The sequence below is a fragment of the Actibacterium mucosum KCTC 23349 genome (assembly GCF_000647975.1).
Lineage (GTDB): Bacteria > Pseudomonadota > Alphaproteobacteria > Rhodobacterales > Rhodobacteraceae > Actibacterium > Actibacterium mucosum.
The window spans coordinates 23,735-39,362 of sequence record NZ_JFKE01000006.1 but is presented as its reverse complement, the minus strand read 5'-3'; the positions used below and the strand labels follow the sequence as shown (position 1 = coordinate 39,362).

The window sequence follows — 15,628 nt, the reverse complement described above, 5'->3', positions numbered from 1 at the left end:
GCCCAAGAAATGGCAACTGTCGAAATCACAAATATCGAAAAATACTATGGCGGGTACCACGCGCTGAACGACATCAATGTCGACATTGCAGATGGTGAGTTCGTGGTTCTGGTTGGCCCTTCTGGTTGCGGTAAATCCACGCTTTTGCAGATGATCGCCGGGCTTGAAACCATAACGGGCGGCGAGCTGCGGATCGGCGGCGACGTCGTGAACTATCTGCCCCCCAAACAGCGCGATATCGCGATGGTGTTTCAGAACTATGCTCTGTACCCGCATATGACGGTGGGTCAGAATATGGGCTTTTCGCTGCGTATTCGCCGCGATCCGGCGGATGAGATCAAGGCCAAGGTTGAACGCGCGGCCAAGATCCTGAACCTCGATCAACTGCTGGACCGTTTCCCGCGCGAATTGTCGGGCGGCCAGCGTCAGCGGGTTGCGATGGGCCGCGCCATCGTGCGCGAACCGCAGGTGTTCTTGTTCGACGAACCGCTGTCGAACCTGGATGCGAAATTGCGCCTGTCGATGCGGACCGAGATCAAGGAGCTGCACCAGCGTCTGAAAACCACCACGATCTATGTAACCCACGATCAGGACGAAGCCATGACCATGGCTGACCGCATCGTGGTGATGAATACCGGCGTGGTCAGCCAGATCGGCGCGCCGCTGGACCTTTATGACCGCCCCGCCAACACCTTTGTGGCCGGGTTCATCGGATCACCTGCGATGAACTTTATGGATGGCACGATACAGGGCGGCAAGTTTCAGGCTGCCAATGGCTCCTCCTGGGCGTTGCCGTCAGATGCCAAAGTGACCGAAGGGCAGCGCTGTACCTTTGGAGTTCGTCCCGAATTTGTAGAGGCCGGTGGAGACGTCGCCGCAAAGGTGATCGTGACCGAACCCACCGGATCAGAAACACAGATCGTGGCTGATATGGGCGGAGAGCATTTCACCTGTCTCTTTAACGAACGGATCGCCGCGCAACCCGGTGACACCTTGAAAATCGGCGCCGACCCCGAGAAATGTCATGTCTTCGACATTGAAACGGGTCTGCGGCTCTGACTTGATCTGAAACTGTAAAACGGGCGGCGCGTCGCCGCCCAATTGGAGAGAAAACGGATGGAAGTATTTGGCGTTGGGATTATTGGCTGCGGCAATATCTCGGGCATTTATCTGCACAATCTGCCGAAAGGCGCGGGGCTGGAACTGCGCGGCGTGGCCGACATTGTGCCCGCCGCGGCACAGGCCAAGGCCGACGAACACGGCGTGCCGGCCTATACGGTCGACGAGATCCTGGCGCGCGACGACATTCAGATCATCCTGAACCTGACCATTCCGGATGTGCACGCGCAGGTCTCGGCGCAGATCGTCGGCGCCGGCAAACATGTCTATTCGGAAAAACCGCTGGGTGTTGATTTCGCCGAGACCAAGGCGATGCTGGATCAGGCTGATGCTGCGGGTCTGCGCGTCAGCTGTGCGCCGGATACGTTTTTGGGGGCAGGGGCGCGGGTTGCGCGTGGCTTGATCGCCGATGGCACGGTGGGCGATATCCTGTCGGGGCAGATCACCATTATGAACCACGGCCACGAACATTGGCACCCGAACCCCGGGTTCTATTACTTGCCTGGCGGTGGTCCGGTGATGGATATGCTGCCCTATTACCTGAATGCTCTAATCAATCTGATCGGCCCGGTGGCACGGGTTCGCTCGGTCAATTCAGCGCCGTTTTCGGAACGGCTGGTCACGTCGGACGGCCCGATGAAGGATCAGACGGTGCCCGTCAGCACGCCGACCACCCTGCATTCGCTGCTGGAATTTGAAAACGGGGCGCAGATCATCTCGGCCGCCAGTTTCGACGTTTGGAAACATGGCAACCGCCCGATCGAGCTGCACGGTACCAAAGGTTCGTTGCGTGTTCCCGATCCGAACCATTTCGGTGGCGATGTCGAAGTGGCCATCGGGCGCGAGGATTGGGCGGTGCACGACACCGGCGCAATGCCGATGGGCGTGAACAACTGGCCGCTGAACAAAGAATTCGACCGCGCCAATTATCGCGCTGCCGGCGTGGCCGAAATGGCGATGGCCATCCGGGAAAACCGGCCGCACCGCGCCAATGGGGCGCTGGCGCTGCATGTTCTGGACGTTATGCTGGCAATTGTGAACGCCAATCCCGAAGATGGACCAACCAAGATTGAAACCACGGTCGCGCAGCCAGATCTGATGACAGAAGAACAAGCCGCCGCATTGTTCGTTTAAGGTTTCGCGCGCCTAACAAAAAAGCCGGCCAGTTGCGCACTGGCCGGCTTTCTTATTGTTAAATTGTTGGTGTCAGCGCTTGGCCCACATCATCCCGCGACGCAGGATCGTCTTCATTTCGGGAACGTCAAACTCGGCAGCAACATGGCCAAGTGCCGAATAAAACACGCGTGCTTTGCCATATTTCCGCTTCCACACCACCGGCATTTTAGTGCCTTCGATCCAATAGGCATGCTCGCCACTGAACGTGGTTTCCGCCAGCACCTCGTTGGAAGGGTCAACGTGCATGTAGTACTGTTCCGAGTGGTAATCGAAATCGCTGATCCCCTCCATGATGGGATCGTCTGGACGAGTTACATTAACTTTGTAGTCGATAATATTTCCGGGGTGTGAAACCCACTGACCACCGACCATGAATTGGTATTGAACAGCCGAACGGAAGCTGTCCCCCATGCCGCCGTGAAACCCGGCCAGCCCAACGCCGGATTCAACGGCAGACACCAGGTTCAATACCGTGTCCTTTTCGATTTCATCCTGCGTAATCATTGGAACGATCAGGTCGTAGTTTTTCAGCTCAGGATTAGCAAAAGCCTGAGCGCCGTTTTCAACATCTACCGACAGCCCTTCTTCTTTCAGAATGCCCTCTACAATAGTGGCGCATTTTTCGGGTTCGTGGCCTTCCCAGCCGCCCCAAGCAATAAGTGCATCAGACACTTTAATTCTCCTATTTCTTCAAAAATGCCAAATGGGCATCAGCCGACTGGCGCGCCTATAAATATCTGACATCGTGCAACAATATTACTTCAGAAGGTGAAAAAAAGAAAGTGGAATCGGTAGTATTCGGCCCGGCGTAATGGTAAAAAGTTACACCGTTAGGAGGCCCCATGAAGAACGACATTAAGATTGCCATGATTCCCGGGGACGGCATCGGCCCCGAGGTTCTGTCTGCGGGCCTTCAGGTAATGAAGAGCTTAGGAGAATTCGAAAAATTCTCGTGCATTAATCTCGATTGGGGGAGCGAGTTCTTTTTGAGAACTGGCAAAATGATGCCAGAAAATGGTTTGGATATATTGCGCCCTTATGACGCAATTTTATTCGGATCTGCCGGTGATCCTCGTGTGTCTGATGACAAAACGCTATGGGGCCTAAGGCTGGCAATTTGCCAGGGCCTTGATCAATATGCAAATACACGCCCAATTCGGCTTTTGGACGGGGTGAAATCACCGCTGTCCGATGTCAGTTCCAAGGATTTGGACTGGATCATAATCCGGGAAAACTCGGAAGGTGAGTATTCTGGGGTCGGCGGGCGTGTGCATCAAGACCTGCCGTTGGAAGTGGGCATGGACGTTTCGGTTATGACCCGCGCTGGATGCGAGCGCATTCAGCGTTTTGCCTTTGAAACCGCCGCCGCCCGGCCACGTAAGCATCTGACGTTAGTCACAAAATCAAATGCACAGCGCCATGCTATGGTTCTTTGGGACGAGGTGTTTGAAACCCTCTGCCCTGAGTATCCGGATGTCACAACCGACCGAATGCTGGTTGATGCAATGACCGTTCGTATGGTTCGCGACCCGGCAAGTCTGGACACGATTGTTGCCAGTAACCTGCACGCGGATATCCTCAGCGATCTTGCCGCGGCCCTTGCCGGAAGTATTGGAATTGCGCCGACGGGCAATATAAATCCGGACCTAAAAACTCCCTCAATGTTTGAACCCATACACGGTTCGGCTTTTGATCTTGTTGGCAAAGGTATTGCCAATCCTATCGGGACGTTTTGGTCCATCGTTTTGATGTTGCGCCATTTAGGCAGGTTGGAAGAAGCCGAAGACCTGATGCACGCCATCGAAGCGGTTCTCAAAAATGGTGAGGTTCTGCCGCCCGACCTTGGCGGCGATGCCAGCACCCAAGCCGTTACCGACGCGGTGATCGCCGCGCTGAACCCATGATCTTCTTTTGAAAGGCGCAACCTCATGAATATTTTCATTAACTATTTTGACCCAACGTTCGAACGCCATATGCCACGTTTTCAAGAGGTTGCGGGGGATGCGACTGTCCGTTGGTTCCAAACCCGGGCCGAGCTTGAGGCCGAGATTGAACATGCCGACATTGTCGCAAGCCATATCTCGCCCGAAGCGTTGGTGCGGGCCAAGAACCTGAAATGGGTGCATTCGTGGTCGGCGGGACCCAACAGTTTTGCGTATCCTGAAATGCAAGCCAGCCCGGTGCCGCTGACTTGTTCTAAGGGGAATGGCGCCGTGCCTTTGGCCGAACACGCAATCCTATTGATGCTGATGCTGGCCCGTGACATGCGCCGATGGCTGCGCGCGCAGGACGCAAAGGAGTGGGACACCTACGAGTTCCACGAACTGAAGGGCAAAACGTTGGGCATCATCGGTTTGGGCCATTCCGGCCAGGACCTGGCCGGCAAGGCCGCCGCGTTTCACATGCGCGTTCTGGCCACGCGTCGTACGCAAAAAGCTGTGCCGAATGTCGAAAAAATCTATCCACCCGAGGCACTTAACGAAATGCTGGCCGAGTGTGACTATGTCGTTGTCACTGCGCCGCTCAACGACCAAACCCGCGGCATGATCAATCATGCATCGTTTGCAGCGATGAAGCCGACCGCATTCTATGTCTGTTTCTCACGCGGCGCGATTGCCGAGGATTCGGCGTTGCTGGACGCTTTGCAAAACCAAAAGATCGCCGGTGCAGGTTTAGATGCACATAGTGTCGAGCCGCTGCCCAAAGACAGCCCTTTCTGGGACCTGCCCAACACGATCATCACACCCCACAGTGGTGCGAGTGCCGTCGAAACACCGCTCCGGTCGGTTGATATCTTTTGCGAAAACCTGCGCCGGTTTCTGGCGGGCGAAGAATTGTTCAACCTTGTGAACAAGGAACACTGGTACTGACCCTAGTTCTGCACAACGGAGCTCTCCCAGTTGCGCAGAAAGTTGCTTCGTCGAAGCTGATCGAGAAAAACCAGCAGCCCTGGCCCGAAACGTATCGGGCGCAGGGCTGAATTGGTTTGCAGCGCGTTTGTAGATATCGCTGGCAGTCCCGAGGCATCAACAAGATCAGGCCGATTTCGGAATGCGATCAGGAAATCGATGAAACGACGCGCATCCACTTCGTTTTGAGCCGTCGACGGAATCAGGGCAGTACGCAGCATGACGTTGACGAAATCATCGAACTCGACGATTTCGAAACCATCAATCTGTGCTGCTTGCGCGCGGGCATAGCTGCCAAGCACGTTGTAGGCCAAGGCCAGTTCGCCTTCGGCGACATCCTGGATCATGGCGCCGGAGCAGCAATATAGCTTGGTCTCCAGCCGTCCCATGACCTCCATCAACCGCCAAAACGCGCCACTGTTTCTGCTGTCCTGGGTCGCCATCAGGTACCCAAACCCAGACCGGCGGATGTCGTAGGTACCCACGCGGCCGCGGAACCGCTCGGGATCAGCGCGCAGGATGGCAATAAGGTCATCGCGGGTTTGCGGGGCTGAACCGGGCGGGAAGTCGGCCGTGGAAATCACCAGAACCGCGGGTTCCTGCGTGAAGGCAAATACCTGGTCGCGCCAGCTGGCCCACTCCGGCAGACCGTCCAAATCTGCCCCCGCATAGCTGCGCGCAAACCCGTCATTGGCCAGCTTGGTCTGTAGGTCCATTGCCGACGAAATGGCCAGGTCAAACACTGCGCCATCGGTACCGATGGCCTGCATCAGGTCGGTGGTGCCAGTTATGGTATATTCAACGGTAACGCTGGGGCTAGATCTTTGAAACGCCTCGATAATTGGTTCAAACGCGGCGCGGTCTGCGGTGGATATTACGCGCAAGACCGACCTTTCGTCTGGCGCAGAATACCGCAGCTGTTCCTCAACCTCGAACGCTGGTGCCGCCAAGGGCATCCAGGTGATCAAAGCGGCAAGATAAGCGAGACGCATGCGCCGGACCCTCCGTCGTTCGTGGCAATAGACAACGTACCGCCATGGGCGCGCGCAACGTCCTGCGCGATGGTCAGCCCAAGGCCCGAGCCCACAACATCATGCACATTTGCGCCACGCTCGTAGCGGTTCATCAGGCGGTCCAGATCCATGTCTGCAAAACCGCGCCCTTGGTCCGCAACGGAAAGGGTCAGCGCGTCTTCCCGGGTCAGGGACACGGTGATATCACTGTCCTCGGGCGAGTATTTTATGGCGTTGTCCAGGATGTTCAACAACGCGGCCTGAAGCAAAATCTTGTCCGCTTTCATATGCAGGTCGTCAGGCGGCAAATCGCGTTGCAGGGCGATGTCCTTTAGACCAGCAGTGGGGCTAAGGCGGTCGCAGGTTTCGGTAACCAACTGTCTCAACTCCACATCTTCGCGCGCAAGGCTGTCGGTGCGAAAAGTCACCATCGCGTGGTCCAACATCTGCCCGGCCGAGCGCGAGCTTTCGTCGATGGCGCGGATCATTTCGCGGATGGCCTGCTTATGCTCGGGTTTGTTCAGCTTACGATGGGTCACTTCGGCCTGTGCACGCACCGTCGCCAGTGGCGTGCGCACACGGTGGGCAGCCTCGGCGATAAAATCCTCGGTCCGCAACAATGAGGCGCGGAGGCGCGCCATGAAGCTGTTCAAAGCGTCCACCAAAGGCACCAGTTCGGTTGGAGCCTTGGCGGTTACGGGACGCAGATCCTTTGGGCCACGACGCGTGACGGCGCCGGTCAACCGATCGATGGGTCGAAGGGCAGACCCCGCCGCAAAGAGGCTGAGTGCAGTAGCCAGCAGGAAAAACCCGGTTCCAACAGCGGTTGCCGTCGCGGTAATGCGTTGCGAAATGGCCGCCAGACCCTGACGGGTCTGCGCCACGGTGATCACCGCCTGCGCCGTATTATTCAAGCTGCCGACACGGCGGGTGACGGCAACCATGCGCACCTCTTCCCCGCGATAATCGTGGGTGTGAAACGCGGCTTCGCCGGGCCGACCAAGACGCGGCGGGTCGGGCAGGTCGTTGTAACCGGTCAGTGTTCGGCCATCGACCGCAACGCGATAAAACACTCGGTCTTCGCTAACAGTACCCAGCATTGACAGCGCGGAATAGGGCAGGTCCAACGTGACCGCGGCGTTTTCACTGCGCAGGCTGTCGGCGATGGCGGTCGCAGATGCGGCAAGAATGTCATCCTGTGTGCCTTCCGCAGCGCGTTCTGCCACACTGCGCAAGACAAGGAAAAAGGCCAGCGACAGGATCGCCGCCACGACTGACAATTGCAGAAAAAGTCTTCGCCGGATCGACGGATGCACCCTCACACGGCCACCATTCGATATCCAAGGCCGCGCACTGTCTCTATGCGCGCACCGGACCCTTCCAGCCGCTTGCGAAGGCGCCCGACATAAACTTCGATCGCGTTTTCGCTGGCCTCATCCGACAAGGAAAACAGCCGGTCCATCAGATGCGATTTCGAGAAAACCTGTCCCGGGGCGGCGAAGAAAATTTCCAACAGGCGCAGCTCGCGGTTGCGTAAGGCGATGTTGCGCCCACCAAAAAGTAGTGCGCCGGCGGTCGAATCAAGTGTCGCGCCCTGATAGGTTTTGCGGTTGTCGGCCGCCCCGCCCTGACGGCGCAGAACGGCGCGGCAGCGCGCCTCGAGCTCGGAAAAATCGAAGGGTTTGGTGATGAAATCATCGGCGCCAAGGTCCAGCAGGCCCACCCTGTCAGACACCGCCGACCGGGCCGTGATCACGATCACCGGGGTGCGGCGGGCGGCGCGGCGCTGACGGTCCAGAAAGTCGCGGCCATCGCCGTCGGGCAGCATAATATCCAGCAAAATCAAATCGTAATCCGCCACGTCCAGGCAGGCGTTGGCGGCGTCCAGCGTTTCGGCGTGGTCCACCGCGTGGCCATCCAGCTGCAACCGCTCGACCACGGCGTGGGCCAGTTTCAGGTTGTCCTCGATCAGCAGGAACCGCATGCGCCCCCTAATTTGCGACGTGACAGGTTGGTGTCAGGTTTCGGCGTTCTGCTGAAAGCATGAGCGGGCAAACCCGCCATGTCAAACGGGAGGAATTCATGACACAACGTCTTTTCAAGGCGCTGGTGACCAGTGCCGCATTGGGCCTTGGCGCCACAACCGCCGCAACGGCGGCCGAGTGTATCGCACCGGCCAACCCCGGCGGCGGCTGGGACTTCACCTGCCGACAGATCGGCAAGATCATGTACGATATCGGCGCGGTTGATAAGCCGGTTCAGGTCACCAATATGGCAGGCGCCGGGGGCGGTCTGGCCTTTAACCACGTGGTGTCGGAACGCGGCGATGACGCCGACCTGATCGTGGCGGCCTCGTCGGCGACCTCGACCCGCCTGGCACAGAATGCCTATGCCGGGATGACCGCCGACCAGGTGCGGTTCGTGGGGGCCATCGGCGCCGATCCGGGCGTGATCGTTGTGGCCGCTGACAGCGAATACCAGTCGCTGGGCGATCTGGTCGACGCGATCAAGGCCGCACCGGGCGAGCTGGCCTTTGCCGGTGGTTCGGCCGTGGGCGGGTTTGACCACCTGAAGCCGCTGATGGTTCTGCAACGGGCGGGCATCACGGATGTGACCGCGGTGAAATACATCGGTGTCGATGGCGGCGCGGATGCGATCACCCAGACCGTGGGCGGGTTCACGCAGGCCATGTCGGGCGACATGTCCGAGATTGTGGGCTTTTTGAAATCGGGCGATGTGCGCGCCCTGGCGGTGCTGACCGAAGAGCGCGTGCCCGGCTTTGACGACATTCCCACCGCCAAGGAACAGGGCATCGACGTGGTCGCGGTGAACTGGCGCGGCCTCTATGTGCCCAAAGGTGTCAGCGACGACACGTTCAACATGTGGGCTGACCGTCTGCAGAAAGTGGCCGACAGCGATGACTGGGCCGAGGCGATGGCCGCCAACGGGCTGGCACCCTTCACCAAGGTGGGCGGCGATTTCCAATCCTATGTCGATGAGGTTGTGGCCGAGATCCGCACCCTGTCGAAAGAGATCGGGGTGATCCAGTAATGGCCGCGGACCGCATCTTTGGCGCGGTCGTGACCCTGGTGGCGTTGGCGTATATCGCCAGCGCCACGCAGATTCAGACCAGCTTTCTGGCTGATCCGGTGGGGCCGCGGATGTTTCCGTATCTGGTGGGGGCCGTGGCCGCGATCTGCGGGATCTTCGTGGCGATCAAACCTGACGAGAACCCCGACTGGCCCACCTTGCGCACCTTTGGCGCGCTGTGTTTCGCGGTGGTGGTTCTGGTGGGCTATGCCTATGCGCTGAAACCGCTGGGCTTTCTGATTCCCACGGCGATCACCGCGGCGATCCTGTCGTGGCAGATCAGCCCGCGCCCGGTTCACGCGGCGCTGGCCGGTTTGGGCCTGTCGGTGGGTCTGTTCGTTATCTTCAAATTCGCGCTGGGCCTTGGGCTTGTGGCGCTGCCAGCCGCCTTGACCGGCTGAGGAGGATCCATGGATCTGTTTGCAAATCTCGCGATTGGCTTCGGCATCGCGTTCAGCCCGTTCACCCTGATGCTGGCCATCTTTGGCTGTTTCATCGGCACGATCATCGGCGCATTGCCGGGGTTGGGGCCGTCCAACGGGGTGGCCATCCTGATCCCGCTGACTTTTTCGATGGGGCTGGATGCGACCTCGGCGCTGGTGCTGATGACCGCCGTTTACTACGGCGCGATGTATGGCGGGCGCATCAGCTCGATCCTGTTGAACATTCCGGGCGACGAGCCGGCGCTGATGACCACGCTGGACGGCTATCCGATGGCCAAGGCCGGGCGGGCGGGCGATGCTCTGGTGATCTCGGGCGTGGCGTCGTTTACGGGGGCGTTTCTGTCGACCATCGGGTTGATGCTGCTGGCGCCATTGCTGGCGCGCATCGCCTTTCAATTTGGCCCGGCCGAGTATTTCGCGCTGTACCTGCTGGCCTTTGCCACGCTGGGCGGCATCGCGTCGAACAACCAGGCGAAGGCGGCGATTGCCTCGTGCATCGGGCTGGGCATTGCCATGATCGGGGTGGATAACAATTCCGGCCTGCCGCGCCTGACTTTCGGCAATCTGCACCTGTTTGACGGCATCGACTTTCTGGTCGCCATCGTGGGCCTGTTTGCCATTGCCGAGGTGTTTTTCTTTATCGAAAGCCACGGCAAGAACACCTCGATCGGGGTGAAACTGGGCAAGGTCCGGGTGCCGTGGAAAGATATCTGGGATACCAAGTGGACACAGTTGCGCGGCTCGCTGATCGGGTTCGTGGCGGGCGTGCTGCCGGGGGCGGGGGCCTCGCTGGGCTCGTTCCTGGCCTATATGTCGGAAAAATCGGTGGCCGGTGAAAAGGCCGGGTTTGGCACCGGTGTGGCACGCGGCGTGGCCGCGCCCGAGGCGGGCAACAACTCGGCCGCGGGCGGTGCGCTGGTGCCGATGCTGACGCTGGGCGTGCCGGGGTCGGGTACCACGGCGGTGCTGCTGGCGCTGTTGATGACGCTGAACATCACCCCCGGGCCCACGCTGTTTACCGAGCGGCCCGAGGTTGTGTGGGGCCTGATCGCGTCGCTGCTGATTGCGAACTTTGTGCTGTTGCTGATGAACGTGCCGATGGTGAAAATCTTCGTCAAAATCCTCAGCGTGCCGCCCTGGGTCTTGCTGCCCGGCGTCACGATGGTCAGCTTTGTTGGCATCTATTCGCTGTCGGGCAGCTATTTTGATCTGCTGCTGATGGTGGCGTTTGGCATGCTGGGCTGGGTGCTGCGCAAGCTGGACGTGCCCACGGTGCCGATCATCCTGGGTATCCTGCTGGGCGGGCATATGGAGGACAGCCTGCGCCGTGCCATGGTGCTTTCGGGTGGCGACTGGACGTATCTGTTCAGCTCGGGCATTTCGATCACCTTGTGGGTGGTGGCTGTGGCCGGGTTTGTGGCGCCGATGTTTTTGCGCAACGTGTTGCGCAAACCGCAGCGGATCACTGACTGATGGTGCGGGTGCTGATCCCGTCGGGCGCGCTGGGGCTGGGCTATGACCGCGCGGCGTTGGCGCGCGGCATCGCCGCCGGGCCCGATATCATTGCCATCGACGGCGGGTCCACCGACAGCGGCCCGCATTACCTGGGCACCGGCACGTCGAAATACTCGCGCAGCTCCACCAAGGCCGAATGGGCCGAGCTGATGGCCGCCCAGGCCCAGGCCGGCGTACCGCTGGTGATCGGCACCGCAGGCACATGCGGGACCGATGCGGCGGTGGACTGGCTGCTGGAAATCACCGCTGAGATCGCGGCCGAGACCGGCGCGCGGCCCAAGGTTGCGGTGTTGAAATCCGGGCAGGCCCCGGCCGACATGGCGCAGGCCTGGCAGGAGGGGCGCATCGCTCCCCTGCCGGCGGCCCCCGACGTCACCGCCGAGACCATCGGCGCGTGCACCAATATCGTGGCCCTTGCAGGGGCCGAGCAGATTCAGGCGGCACTGGCCACTGGCGCCGATATCGTGATTGCCGGGCGCACGACTGACACCGCGATCATCGCGGCCCTGCCGCTGTCGCGAGGTTGTAACGCGGGCGCGGCTTGGCATGGGGCGAAGATCGGCGAGTGTGGAGCGCTTGCGACCACCAACCCGAATTCGGGTGCAATCATTATCGATTTCGACCAAAATGGGTTCACCATGACGCCCATGGGTGACACGGCCCGGGCTACACCACACACGGTGTCGGCGCATATGCTTTACGAGAATTCGGACCCTTACATCCTGTATGAACCCGGCGGTTACCTGGACGTTTCCAATGCGCAGTACGTGGCCTTGGACAATCACCGCGTGCGGGTGGAAGGCAGTAACTGGGTCCCGTCAGGCGCTTACACGGTAAAGCTGGAAGGCGCGCGGCGCATAGGGTTTCAGACCGTAACCCTGGCCTTGGTCCGCGACCCGCGATACGTGGCCCATATCAAACAATGGTGCGACGACATTATCGCCAAATGCACGGCAAAGGCGCGTGGCCGCGTGGGGGAGGGATTTACGATTTCTCTGCGCGTTCTCGGTGCCAATGGGACACTTGGCGCATTGGAACCGGCGACGGCAACCGGGGTTGAGGTTGCCGTTCTGGGCATTGTCACCGCCGAAACCGAAGCGATGAGCCGTGAGGTGGCAAAGAAACTGAACCCGTATCTTCTGCATCACCCGCTCAGCGAACAGGAAGAAATGCCGACCTTTGCGTTTCCGTTCTCGCCCCCGGAGTTGCCGCGCGGCGAGGTGTACGAGTTTTGTCTGCATCACGTTCTGACACTGGATGACCCAATGGCTGCGTTCCGCTTGTCGGTACAGGAGGTCGGCGCATGACCCATCTGACTGAACTTGTGACCAAGATCCGGTCCAAGAACGCCGGGCCGTTCTGGTTGACCGTTGATATTTTTTGCGGCAATCCGCCTGCCTTCCTGCGGGTATCTACCGGGTTGAAGACATCGCAGGTGGCAGCAGCTTTTGCCACCGACGAATCCAAGATTAAGCGATTTGATATAAGCGAACTGAATGTCGTCAAATTCAGCCTGCCACGACCCGCTGTTCAAGGAACGACCGAGGATCGGGATATGCATGGCGCAGCCTATGCGCAGGTCCTGTCCTCCGTTGAAATCTAGGGAACCGGGGCTCGTTAAAACTCGAGGTTTATTGGTAAGCTTTTTTCATAGCTTGTTAAATCCACACGTCCAGTTTGCCTGCAAATGGCATTTTCGGAGAGTGTGTGATGGCGCAGGAACAGGAACAATTTCCCAACAATAATGGCGAAGACATTGTCGGCACTGAGGGTGCTGACAAGTTGATCGGCGGCGAAGGTCAGGACGCGTTGGATGGTAAAGCCGGCGATGACACCCTGACAGGCGCCGGGCAGGAAGACCATCTGCTGGGCGGGCAGGGATCGGACGAAATCGACGGTGGCGAAGGCAACGATCTTGCAGCAGGCGACTATGTCGGTGCGGAGTGGGCGCTGGTCGATGGCAAATGGGTCTATGACCCCAGCAAGCTTGAGATCGATCCCGACCTCGAAGTTGACGCCAGTAGCCAAGATTACAACGACACAATCAAAACCGGCGACGGTGATGACGTCATTCTGGGTAATCTTGGTCACGATGATCTGAGCGCCGGCGCGGGCGACGACTTGATCAACGCGGGTACGGGCAACGACGCGGCAAAGGGCGGCGAAGGTCAGGACACGATCAACCTCGAAGACGGCAACGACACCGGCCATGGCGGGCTTGGCGCCGATATCGTCAACGCAGGCTCTGGCGACGACCTTGTTTATGGTGACACCGGCAATCTGAACATGTTGGATGACGGGCTTGGGGGCAACAAACCCACGACAGTGTCCCAATATGCTGACAAGGCTGGCTGGACCGTTTCAGACGAAGACGGCTTCGAGCAGATGTCACATGACGTTCAGACCAAGGCCGGTGAAACCTATGTGATCGGCGTGGATTTGGCGGCGAATATGGCCGGCGGTTCGATGACCGGCTCGGTCGAGGTATTGTGGAACGGACAGGTGATCGACACCGTTTCTACCAGTTCCGGCGTGTTCGAGAATTATAGTGTAGAAGTAACCGGAACCGGTGGCGAAGACACGCTAAGCTTTCGAGTGGTAGAGGCGGAGGTGCCGTATGACGGGCCTGAAATCGATACGTCGGGCCCTGTTTTTACCTATGAAACGACCAAGGATATCGACGGCCAAGAAATCACGTTGGATGCTTTCGCGCCGGGTCAGGCCAACCTTTATCAGGTGATTGACGGGCAATTGAAAATTTTTGATCCTCAGGCCGAAGAGTACATCGATGCCGGTGCGCCAGCCGCGTTTAAGATCAACGCAATCGGTTTCAACATCGAAGACGACTTGATTTACGGCGTCGCAAAATCAAAAGGCGTCGATGCGCTGGGCAATGCGGTGGACGTGCCTGATCTGGTGGTGATGGATGCCAACGGCAATGCGTACCGGTTGGGGAACCTGACCCATGGCGACTATGTCGGGGACTTCGACAGCGACGGCAATCTGTGGACGTTTCACACCAGCCTGAACCGCATCACGATGATTGACGTGGATCAGGTCGACGCCAATGGCGAGCCGATGAAGGTGCAATTCGATATACCGAACAATCTGTTCGACGGACGCATCTATGACATTGCCTATAATGCGGAACAGAATGTGTTCTATGCCGTTGAGCCGCCAACCAAACACGGTGGCAATGGCGAGGTGCACATCATTGACCTGGACGGCGTCCAAAACGGTGAAGACCCACAGATCACGTCCATTCCACTTTCCGGTACGTTGGTGGATGGCGAGATGCATAGTGGCATGGTCAAAGGTGCGTATGGCGCGGTGTTCATGGACGGCGATGGCAACCTCTATATCGGGTTGAACAAAGGCGATCACGACCAGGACTCCAGTACGGACACGTCCGGTGCCGTCTACCAAATCCACTATGATTTCGACAGCGGTTATGCCTATGCCGAGTTTATGTCCGAGGCGCAAAGGACAGGTTCGAACGACGGCGCGGTTGACCCGCGTTCGGTTGATCCGTTTGCCGAGGTCGACACCGAAGCCGGCGTTTTGATCAAGGATCCAACAATCGTGGCAACGGCCGGCGGCGACGATGATTTGCGAGGTGGCGAAGGCAACGACACCATGTTTGGCGAGGCGGGTGACGACATCCTGGACGGTGGAACCGGCATCGACACGCTGGACGGTGGCTCCGGCAATGACAAGATTTTTGGCGGAGATGGCAGCGATACCCTTAGGGGCGGAAGCGGTGATGACTACCTCGAAGGAGGGGACGGTGCCGACCACCTTGCCGGGGGGCTGGGTAACGATCGCCTATATGGCGGGCAGGGGGATGACTTCATTACAGCCGGTGCTGGCGACGATTCCCTGAGCGGACAAGCGGGAAATGACATTCTGTCGGGTGGCAGCGGCAAAGACTACGTCGCGGGCAACGAAGGCGATGATGTTCTGGATGGCGGCGCAGGCAGCGACAAAGTTGTTGGTGGAACGGGTTCGGACGTAATCAGCGGCGGCGCTGGAAACGACCACCTTTGGGGCGGCAATTGGAGCGCCGACGGCAGCTCGGACACATTCATTGTGGCCCAAGGTGGCGGCAAAGACATGGTTCACGACTTCGAGACGAAACACGATATCGTCGATCTGAGTGCCTATGGATTGGAATTCTCCGACCTAAAGGGACTGTTGGACGACCAGGGCTGGGCAACCGTCATCGACCTGAGTGGTCTGGACGGCGGGCAGGAAGGCGACAAACTGATCCTCAAATCCGTTTCTGCCGATGACTTGGACGAAAGCAATTTCATCCTCTAATGGACGCACTGGTCAAACACTGATGGAGAACAAGCGTCCGGGA

At 58.9% G+C, this 15,628-nt stretch carries 14 protein-coding genes; 10 read left to right on the top strand and 4 right to left on the bottom strand.

Annotated features, from left to right (window positions below; translation table 11 throughout):
• The first annotated feature begins 9 nt into the window (after positions 1-9).
• Together ACMU_RS14135 and ACMU_RS14130 are read left to right on the top strand one after the other, a co-directional pair.
• On the top strand, positions 10-1,059 hold the full coding sequence (locus tag ACMU_RS14135) for an ABC transporter ATP-binding protein (protein WP_035260779.1): 1,050 nt from the start codon (positions 10-12) through the stop codon (positions 1,057-1,059).
• Between the two features lie 57 nt (positions 1,060-1,116).
• The gene (locus ACMU_RS14130) at positions 1,117-2,253 is read left to right on the top strand and encodes a Gfo/Idh/MocA family protein (protein ID WP_035260777.1); all 1,137 of its coding nucleotides are present in this window, start codon (positions 1,117-1,119) and stop codon (positions 2,251-2,253) included.
• 72 nt (positions 2,254-2,325) lie between these two features.
• On the opposite strand, the gene ACMU_RS14125 is transcribed toward ACMU_RS14130, so the two are convergent.
• Positions 2,326-2,967, bottom strand: a complete 642-nt coding sequence (locus ACMU_RS14125) for a ThuA domain-containing protein (protein WP_035260775.1) — start codon at positions 2,965-2,967, stop codon at positions 2,326-2,328.
• Between the two features lie 170 nt (positions 2,968-3,137).
• Between ACMU_RS14125 and ACMU_RS14120 the strand changes: the two genes are divergently transcribed.
• Together ACMU_RS14120 and ACMU_RS14115 are read left to right on the top strand one after the other, a co-directional pair.
• Complete coding sequence (locus ACMU_RS14120; protein WP_035260773.1) at positions 3,138-4,199, top strand: tartrate dehydrogenase; 1,062 nt, start codon at positions 3,138-3,140, stop codon at positions 4,197-4,199.
• Positions 4,200-4,223: 24 nt separating this feature from the next.
• Positions 4,224-5,165 carry a D-2-hydroxyacid dehydrogenase gene (locus tag ACMU_RS14115; protein ID WP_035260771.1) on the top strand — a complete coding sequence of 314 codons (942 nt, stop codon included), beginning with the start codon at positions 4,224-4,226 and terminating at the stop codon, positions 5,163-5,165.
• A gap of 2 nt (positions 5,166-5,167) precedes the next feature.
• On the opposite strand, the gene ACMU_RS14110 is transcribed toward ACMU_RS14115, so the two are convergent.
• Genes ACMU_RS14110 through ACMU_RS14100 form a run of 3 tightly spaced genes read right to left on the bottom strand, consistent with a single transcriptional unit; the run spans position 5,168 to position 8,201 of the window.
• Positions 5,168-6,196 (bottom strand): ABC transporter substrate-binding protein, encoded by a 1,029-nt coding sequence (locus ACMU_RS14110; protein ID WP_035260768.1) that lies wholly within the window; start codon positions 6,194-6,196, stop codon positions 5,168-5,170.
• Positions 6,169-7,488, bottom strand: a complete 1,320-nt coding sequence (locus ACMU_RS14105; RefSeq protein WP_236626271.1) for a sensor histidine kinase — start codon at positions 7,486-7,488, stop codon at positions 6,169-6,171. The genes ACMU_RS14110 and ACMU_RS14105 overlap by 28 nt, the downstream gene beginning before the upstream one ends.
• A gap of 47 nt (positions 7,489-7,535) precedes the next feature.
• On the bottom strand, positions 7,536-8,201 hold the full coding sequence (locus ACMU_RS14100) for a response regulator transcription factor (protein WP_035260764.1): 666 nt from the start codon (positions 8,199-8,201) through the stop codon (positions 7,536-7,538).
• Between the two features lie 98 nt (positions 8,202-8,299).
• Here ACMU_RS14100 and ACMU_RS14095 point away from each other — a divergent pair, with 98 nt between their 5' ends.
• From ACMU_RS14095 to ACMU_RS14070, 6 genes are all read left to right on the top strand, one after another.
• On the top strand, positions 8,300-9,268 hold the full coding sequence (locus ACMU_RS14095; protein ID WP_035261082.1) for a Bug family tripartite tricarboxylate transporter substrate binding protein: 969 nt from the start codon (positions 8,300-8,302) through the stop codon (positions 9,266-9,268).
• Positions 9,268-9,708: a tripartite tricarboxylate transporter TctB family protein gene (locus ACMU_RS14090; RefSeq protein WP_035260762.1), complete on the top strand. Its 441-nt coding sequence runs from the start codon at positions 9,268-9,270 to the stop codon at positions 9,706-9,708. Before ACMU_RS14095 ends, ACMU_RS14090 begins: the two co-directional genes overlap by 1 nt.
• Before the next feature lie 9 nt (positions 9,709-9,717).
• Positions 9,718-11,223, top strand: coding sequence for a tripartite tricarboxylate transporter permease (locus tag ACMU_RS14085; protein WP_035260760.1), 1,506 nt, complete (start codon positions 9,718-9,720; stop codon positions 11,221-11,223).
• Positions 11,223-12,572 (top strand): acyclic terpene utilization AtuA family protein, encoded by a 1,350-nt coding sequence (locus tag ACMU_RS14080; protein ID WP_035260758.1) that lies wholly within the window; start codon positions 11,223-11,225, stop codon positions 12,570-12,572. The genes ACMU_RS14085 and ACMU_RS14080 overlap by 1 nt, the downstream gene beginning before the upstream one ends.
• Entirely contained in the window at positions 12,569-12,868 is a 300-nt protein-coding gene (locus ACMU_RS14075) for a DUF4387 family protein (protein WP_035260756.1), read from the top strand. Before ACMU_RS14080 ends, ACMU_RS14075 begins: the two co-directional genes overlap by 4 nt.
• Before the next feature lie 107 nt (positions 12,869-12,975).
• Positions 12,976-15,585, top strand: coding sequence for a calcium-binding protein (locus ACMU_RS14070; RefSeq protein ID WP_051588355.1), 2,610 nt, complete (start codon positions 12,976-12,978; stop codon positions 15,583-15,585).
• Positions 15,586-15,628: the final 43 nt, after the last annotated feature.

Bases quoted from the DNA above. Each gene is read 5' to 3' on its own strand.
- ACMU_RS14070 (WP_051588355.1), top strand. From the start codon at position 12,976: ATGGCGCAGGAACAGGAACAATTTCCCAACAATAATGGCGAAGACATT.
- ACMU_RS14080 (WP_035260758.1), top strand. From the start codon at position 11,223: ATGGTGCGGGTGCTGATCCCGTCGGGCGCGCTGGGGCTGGGCTATGAC.
- ACMU_RS14130 (WP_035260777.1), top strand. From the start codon at position 1,117: ATGGAAGTATTTGGCGTTGGGATTATTGGCTGCGGCAATATCTCGGGC.
- ACMU_RS14110 (WP_035260768.1), bottom strand. From the start codon at position 6,196: ATGCGTCTCGCTTATCTTGCCGCTTTGATCACCTGGATGCCCTTGGCG.
- ACMU_RS14120 (WP_035260773.1), top strand. From the start codon at position 3,138: ATGAAGAACGACATTAAGATTGCCATGATTCCCGGGGACGGCATCGGC.
- ACMU_RS14090 (WP_035260762.1), top strand. From the start codon at position 9,268: ATGGCCGCGGACCGCATCTTTGGCGCGGTCGTGACCCTGGTGGCGTTG.
- ACMU_RS14085 (WP_035260760.1), top strand. From the start codon at position 9,718: ATGGATCTGTTTGCAAATCTCGCGATTGGCTTCGGCATCGCGTTCAGC.
- ACMU_RS14115 (WP_035260771.1), top strand. From the start codon at position 4,224: ATGAATATTTTCATTAACTATTTTGACCCAACGTTCGAACGCCATATG.
- ACMU_RS14135 (WP_035260779.1), top strand. From the start codon at position 10: ATGGCAACTGTCGAAATCACAAATATCGAAAAATACTATGGCGGGTAC.
- ACMU_RS14075 (WP_035260756.1), top strand. From the start codon at position 12,569: ATGACCCATCTGACTGAACTTGTGACCAAGATCCGGTCCAAGAACGCC.
- ACMU_RS14100 (WP_035260764.1), bottom strand. From the start codon at position 8,201: ATGCGGTTCCTGCTGATCGAGGACAACCTGAAACTGGCCCACGCCGTG.
- ACMU_RS14095 (WP_035261082.1), top strand. From the start codon at position 8,300: ATGACACAACGTCTTTTCAAGGCGCTGGTGACCAGTGCCGCATTGGGC.